Here is a 7,289-nt window from a genome sequence, read left to right on the forward strand (position 1 = left end):
CGGTTGTTCTCTGGAAATCGTATTTGCAATTTTCGGGATATTGCTTTGAGACATCTCTACGTCTGACCAAGTGCTCCATAAACCCGCAAAATGCGACTCCCCAAAATCAATCAGGGCAACAGGCCGTAAAGGCCTGACACCCTTTGGGTTTTCATTGGCTGTGAAAAACCGCCTGCCAGAATAAGTCATTTGGTTATGAGCGTCCCTCTTGGGTCAACCAAAAAGTATTATGCCATGCCTTAAGGCGCCCCAGACATGCGACTCGTCAATCACTCATACATCAGAGTCTTTCTTTTTTCCCGGCACTGCTGATTAACGTAAATAATAGGTTCAACCCGACGGCGAGGATAGTTGCAAGCGTCAAACTCGATTGGAACAGCGGTTCCATCCATGCCGGAATACCTGCATACAGTTGAGGCACGAGGTCGACACTCAAACTAAAACAAAGCGAAATGCCAAGCACGAATGTCTCGACAACGCCTATGGGTTTGGCGCACAAAAGCTGAAAACCGGCGACAATCATGTAGCTTGACGCATAAACAAGGCATGCCCCCATAACCGGTTCGGGCATGACCACGAATATGGCTGCCACCTTGGGAATGAATGCCATGATGATCATTTCTATTCCAAGAGCGAACAGAATTACCCTGCTCGTCGCGCACAGGGAAAGCGAAAGCCCAACATTGCTGGAAGAGCTGGACATCCCCAGACCGCCCATGAAACTTGCCGTGAGATTACCTATACCGTAGGCCAAGATGCCCTGGCTGATAGGTTTCATGTCGGGTTCTTTCCAGTTTGCGTCATTTATCTTCTGGCACATGGTCAAGTCGCCAACACCTTTTAGCGTTGAAGATAGCGCGGCGATGACAAAGGGTATGACGTATGCCAAATTGAACGACCATCCGAAGTGCCCTGGCCTTGGCAGGGCGAACCATGACTCGCGCTCTATTACGGCGGCCGCATCGCCTCCCAGAATTCCAAGTGTAATCGATGCGGCGTAACCTGTAATGAGGCCTATCAGGATTGAATATAGCCTGAGCTTGCCCTTGCTCCAAACGGTCGGTATCAGCATGGCACTAATCGAAATCAACGAAACGGCAAGGCTTTCATTCCTGATAAAATGATTTGGCGAATGCTGTCCCAGAAATCTCGGGACAGAGACAAGCACCGCCTCGAATCCCACCATCAACACGACAAGGCCGATGATGTATACCGGGAATATCGCTTTAAGACGTGTAATAATCCTGGAAAGGAATATCTCTATGAAGCCCACGACAGTCAGCATGCTGCAGAGCAGTGCTATGCCGCCCGCCTTGCAGGCGGCAATGGAAGCGCCTATGTAAGCTGGCCCGCATACGCCCGGGCACAGATAGCCTGAACCGACGCCTCGGCGTTTCAGTCCCTGAAGAATCGCTACGATTCCCATTGCCAGCATGGAAAGGCGTATCAGATCGCCTGCTTCTTCTGAACTAAGTTTTGCAATCGAGGCAATCATGACTACGATTATAATTCCGGGAGAAAGCACAGAAATATGTTGAAATCCCAGAAGAACAAGGACGATAAACGGCGGCCTGTCTTCCAGTCCGTAGATAAGATTGGAGGGCTTCGCCGCTGTTTGTTTATCGTCTTTATTTCCGTTATCTTCGCTCATTGTCCACGCATTATTTTTTCATTTCGCCAGTATTATTTGTATTGGGAAGGCCTATCCTGAAAACGATGCTCAGGATGATTGCCAGAATAGTCGCCATATTGACCCTGTCAGCCAGGATTGAACTTTCCGTGACCCCATAAAGTTCAGGTATTACATTCACGCAGAAACCAAAACTTATCGATATCCCCAGTATGAAGGTCTTGCGGACATCAAAGGTTTGCGCTGTTAGAAGTCTAAAAGCCAGAACCAGCATGAAGCTCGTGACATAAAGAAGGCATGCGCCGGCGACCGGAAACGAGATATCGAGCAGATATCCCGTTGCCGCTGGGGAAAAGCTCAATCCTATGAGCATTGCGCCGATTATAAAACCGACTTTTCTGCTCGCTACTCCGTTCGCCAGGCTTAATCCGACATTGCCTGCCGAAGCAGATATCCCCATAGCTCCCATGGCTCCTGCTAGAATGTTGCTCAATCCGATAGATAACATACCGCCGCCGATCGCTTCGGTTTTACCGTCGTCAGTATTCTCGCCGTTAACCTGACGGCTGGCGACCACGCAGGCAGCGCTTTTTATGACGGAGGCTAGCCCGGCAATAATAAACAAAGGAAACAGTTTCCATTCAAAGGACAACCCGAAATATCCGATTGGTGGAACCGAAAAAAAAGAGAGATTGTCAGGCCTGTCGATAAGCGGATTGTCTAGATTGATGATAAAGGAAACGGCCATGCCTGAAGCGACTCCGATAAGAACCGAATACCGTTTCCATATTGAACTGCTTCTGATTTCAGGCACGATCATGATGAGGAATGTAACGACAGCAACCAGAAATGAACCTGAGTTGAAGCGCATTTCTGTATTTATGTTGCCCGTGAACACGGGTGCTGCGATAGTCAATGCGTCCATGCCTATTACAAGGACGACAACGCCCATTACTTCAGGCGCAATCAAGAACCGGAATCTTATTAGAATCCTTGAAATAATGCTTTGAAAAAAACCTGTCAGAAGCAGCATTCCCGATATGAGCGCAATGCCGCCTGCCTTGGCTGCAATTATCGAAGCCGTATAAAAGGACGGGCATCCGGTAACCGGACATAGATAACCTGAACCGATGCTTTTTTGCCTTAAAGACATGAATATGTTTGCAATACCGAATGCCAGCAATGAAATCTGTGAAAAACGAATTGTGTCATCAACGGAAACACCTACGGAATTTAACAGGATAACCGGCAATGAAAAAGCGACCGGATACAGGAAGACATGTGACAAACCTGACAGTATTGAAAGCGCTAAAGGAGGGGTTTGGTCTGTTTTGTAATCGATTTTGAGGTCAGGATTTTCTACAGAATCCATTCTTGATAAGATACATAAAACATCATTCCAATCAATTGGTTTTTGGGTAACTGTCAAAGTTCTTTAGAAATGTCCCCTTGAGTTAAGTACTTTCAGGCCATGACGAGACTCAGATTGTTCCACATCTCCATGTCCATGTTTCGGGAGGAAAGCTTTTAGATTCGAAGACGGGAAAATCACAATTATCCTAAAATAGCACACAAAAATAAAAAGCCCAGAGCTTAATAAGCTCTGGGCTTTGCAATAATGATCCCGGCAACGTCCTATTCTCCCACACAGTTACCCATGCAGTACGTTCGGCGCTATAGGGCTTAACTGCCGAGTTCGGGATGGGATCGGGTGTTTCCCCTATGCCATGGTCACCGGGAACGTATTTTTTAAAATTTTCGTATAAGTCCGAGTTTTTATATTTTTTATATAAAAGGTGAAGCTCGGAAGGGAGTATTTAGTGAGTCAAGCCTCACGGCCAATTAGTACTGGTTAGCTTAATGCATCGCTGCACTTACACACCCAGCCTATCAAACCTGTAGTCTTCAGGTGGCCTTCAGTTCCCTAAGGAAAGGGAGAACTAATCTAGAGAGCGGTTTCCCACTTAGATGCTTTCAGCGGTTATCCGTTCCGAACATAGCTACCCAGCTATGCCGCTGGCGCGACAACTGGAGCACCAGAGGTTCGTCCATCCTGGTCCTCTCGTACTAGGGACAGATTCTCTCAATTCTCCTACGCCCACAGAGGATAGGGACCGAACTGTCTCACGACGTTCTAAACCCAGCTCGCGTACCGCTTTAATTGGCGAACAGCCAAACCCTTGGGACCTACTCCAGCCCCAGGATGCGATGGGCCGACATCGAGGTGCCAAACCTCCCCGTCGATGTGAACTCTTGGGGGAGATAAGCCTGTTATCCCCGGGGTACCTTTTATCCGTTGAGCGATGGCCCTTCCATTCGGGACCACCGGATCACTAAGACCTGCTTTCGCACCTGCTCGACATGTCTGTCTCGCAGTTAAGCTCTCTTATGCCTTTACACTCGACGGCTGGTTTCCAATCAGCCTGAGAGAACCTTTGCGCGCCTCCGTTACATTTTGGGAGGCGACCGCCCCAGTCAAACTACCCGCCAGACAGTGTCCCTCTCCCGGATAACGGGAGCAGGTTAGTATCTCAAATACATCAGGGTGGTATTTCAAGGTTGGCTCCACCGAAACTAGCGTCCCGGCTTCAAAGCCTCCCACCTATCCTACACAAACATACCCAAGATACACTATCAAGCTGTAGTAAAGGTCCACGGGGTCTTTCCGTCCTTCTGCGGGATGTGGGTATCTTCACCCACACTGCAATTTCACTGAGCCCCTCGTTGAGACACCGCCGCAATCGTTATGCCATTCGTGCAGGTCGGAACTTACCCGACAAGGAATTTCGCTACCTTAGGACCGTTATAGTTACGGCCGCCGTTTACTGGGGCTTCGGTTCATTGCTTCGCCTTGCAGCTAACAAATCCCCTTAACCTTCCAGCACCGGGCAGGCATCAGACCCTATACGTCATCTTGCGATTTAGCAGAGTCCTATGTTTTTAGTAAACAGTCGCTGCGGCCACTTCTCTGCGACCCCCTTCGGCTTCAAAAGTAAATTTTTACACCTAATGGGGGCACACCTTATCCCGAAGTTACGGTGTCAAGTTGCCGAGTTCCTTAACGAGGTTTCACTCAACGCCTGAGGATTTTCTCCCCGCCCACCTGAGTCGGTTTCCGGTACGGTCTCCTAAGAGCTCACTAGAGGATTTTCTTGTCAGTGTGGGATCTGCGACTTCGCTCGCAATTAAGCTCGTCATCACCTCTCAGGATTGTGCAAACGGATTTGCCTGAATGCACTCCCTACGGGCTTGATCCGGGACGACCATCGCCCGGTACGCATACCCTCCTGCGTCCCCCCATCGCTGATAACGCTCCTTCAGAGGTACAGGAATATTAACCTGTTTCCCATCACCTACGCCTTTCGGCCTCGGCTTAGGGGCCGACTAACCCTGCGCGGATAACCCTTCCGCAGGAACCCTTGGGCTTACGGCGTTCCAGATTCTCACTGGAATTTTCGTTACTCATGTCAGCATAATCACTACCAGGGCCTCCACCGCTCCTTACAGTACGGCTTCACAGGCGACTGGTACGCTCCCCTACCACCTGTCAATTAAGACAGATCCGCAGCTTCGGTTAGATGCTTGAGCCCCGTTAAATTTTCGGCGCAGAACCACTCGACCAGTGAGCTATTACGCTTTCTTTAAATGATGGCTGCTTCTAAGCCAACATCCTGGTTGTTTATGCAATTCCACCACCTTTCCCACTTAGCATCTATTAGGGACCTTAGCTGGCGGTCTGGGTTGTTCCCCTTTTGTCCGTTGAACTTATCTCCCACGGGCTGACTCCCAGATTAAGTTGTCCGGTATTCGAAGTTTGGTTGGGGTTGGTAATCCGCGAGGACCCCTAGCCCATCCAGAGCCCTACCCCCGGCAACCATCATCTGAGGCTATACCTAAATATATTTCGGGGAGAACCAGCTATCTCCGAGTTTGATTGGCCTTTCACCCCCATCCACAGCTCATCCAAACAGTTTTCAACCTGAACTGGTTCGGGCCTCCGGTTCGTTTTACCGAACTTTCACCCTGGCCATGGATAGATCACTCGGCTTCGGGTCTACTCCATGCAACTTATCGCCCTATTAAGACTCGCTTTCGCTACGGCTACACCTAACGGCTTAACCTTGCTGCATAGAATAACTCGCTGACTCATTATGCAAAAGGCACGCGGTTAACCTGTCATGGCAAGCCATGACATAGGTCTACCACAGAATGTAGGCACACGGTTTCAGGTACTATTTCACTCCCCTCTCCGGGGTACTTTTCACCTTTCCCTCACGGTACTTGTTCACTATCGGTTGCTGAGTAGTATTTAGCCTTGGAAAATGGTCTTCCCAGCTTCCCACAGGGTTCCACGTGCCCCGCGGTACTCGGGAAACGGTTTCAGAGAGACACATGCATTTCGGATACAAGGCTATCACTTCCTATGGCCAGACTTTCCAGACTGTTCTCCTATGAATGTGTTTTATAACTCTCCGAGGACTCCGCAACGCCCTCAAAACCGCCCCCACAACCCCAATCATGCAACGCCTGCGGGCTTGACACATGACTGGTTTGGGCTCTTCCCATTTCGCTCGCCGCTACTTTGGGAATCTCTATTGATTTTTCTTCCTGCAGGTACTTAGATGTTTCAGTTCCCTGCGTTCGCCTCATGTGACTATGGATTCATCACATGATGCCGGAACATGACTTCCGGCAGGTTTCCCCATTCGGAAATCCACGGATCAAAGCCTGTTTAGCGGCTCCCCGTGGCTTATCGCAGCTTACCACGCCCTTCATCGCCTCTCAGCACCAAGGCATCCACCGTGTGCCCTTAGTAGCTTGACTCAATGAAATTACTCCCTTCCGTATAACGCACTATTAAGTTTTTTAAAGAGCTTAAAAATCTGATTGATTCCACAATATAACTGGTGGAGGTGAACGGGTTCGAACCGATGGCCTCCTGCGTGCAAGGCAGGCGCTCTCCCAACTGAGCTACACCCCCATATCTTCGTGGTGGGCCTAGTTGGAATTGAACCAACGACCTCACGCTTATCAGGCGTGCGCTCTAACCAACTGAGCTATAGGCCCGAATCAGCCTTCATCAGATTTTCAATATTCAGTTTTCAAAGAGCATATTCAATCTTTGAAAACTGAACAGTGGACGATTTGCTTTTAATTTTTATTTGAAACTTATTTTGGTTTACACCTTAGAAAGGAGGTGATCCAGCCGCAGGTTCTCCTACGGCTACCTTGTTACGACTTCACCCCAATCGCTGACCCTACCTTCGGCCGCTGGCTCCTTGCGGTTACCTCACGGACTTCGGGTATTGCCAACTCTCATGGTGTGACGGGCGGTGTGTACAAGGCCCGGGAACGTATTCACCGCGACATGCTGATTCGCGATTACTAGCAACTCCGGCTTCATGTAGGCGAGTTTCAGCCTACAATCCGAACTGGGATGAGTTTTAAAAGTTTGGCTCCACCTCACGGTCTTGCATCTTTTTGTACTCACCATTGTAGCACGTGTGTAGCCCTAGACATAAGGGGCATGATGACTTGACGTCGTCCCCACCTTCCTCCGGTTTGTCACCGGCAGTATCCTACGAGTCCCCGGCTTTCCCGCTGGCAACATAGGACAGGGGTTGCGCTCGTTGCGGGACTTAACCCAACATCTCACGAC

Annotated in this window: 2 protein-coding genes, 2 tRNA genes and 3 rRNA genes; all 7 read right to left on the reverse strand. The window is 49.5% G+C overall.

What is annotated here, in order from left to right; translation table 11 throughout:
• Positions 1-280 precede the first annotated feature (280 nt).
• Positions 281-1,651 carry a solute carrier family 23 protein gene (locus VIS94_12070; GenBank protein HEY9161809.1) on the reverse strand — a complete coding sequence of 457 codons (1,371 nt, stop codon included), beginning with the start codon at positions 1,649-1,651 and terminating at the stop codon, positions 281-283.
• A gap of 10 nt (positions 1,652-1,661) precedes the next feature.
• Positions 1,662-3,002 carry a solute carrier family 23 protein gene (locus VIS94_12075; GenBank protein HEY9161810.1) on the reverse strand — a complete coding sequence of 447 codons (1,341 nt, stop codon included), beginning with the start codon at positions 3,000-3,002 and terminating at the stop codon, positions 1,662-1,664.
• A 250-nt stretch (positions 3,003-3,252) separates the two neighbouring features.
• Positions 3,253-3,369 (reverse strand): 5S ribosomal RNA (rrf, locus tag VIS94_12080).
• A gap of 82 nt (positions 3,370-3,451) precedes the next feature.
• A 23S ribosomal RNA gene (locus tag VIS94_12085) occupies positions 3,452-6,454 on the reverse strand.
• Positions 6,455-6,535: 81 nt separating this feature from the next.
• Positions 6,536-6,611: transfer RNA gene (locus tag VIS94_12090), tRNA-Ala, on the reverse strand.
• 9 nt (positions 6,612-6,620) lie between these two features.
• Positions 6,621-6,697 (reverse strand) — tRNA-Ile (locus VIS94_12095).
• A 123-nt stretch (positions 6,698-6,820) separates the two neighbouring features.
• A 16S ribosomal RNA gene (locus tag VIS94_12100) occupies positions 6,821-7,289 on the reverse strand; the annotation flags it as partial.

The organism is Desulfomonilia bacterium, from assembly GCA_036567785.1.
Lineage (GTDB): Bacteria > Desulfobacterota > Desulfomonilia > UBA1062 > UBA1062 > DATCTV01.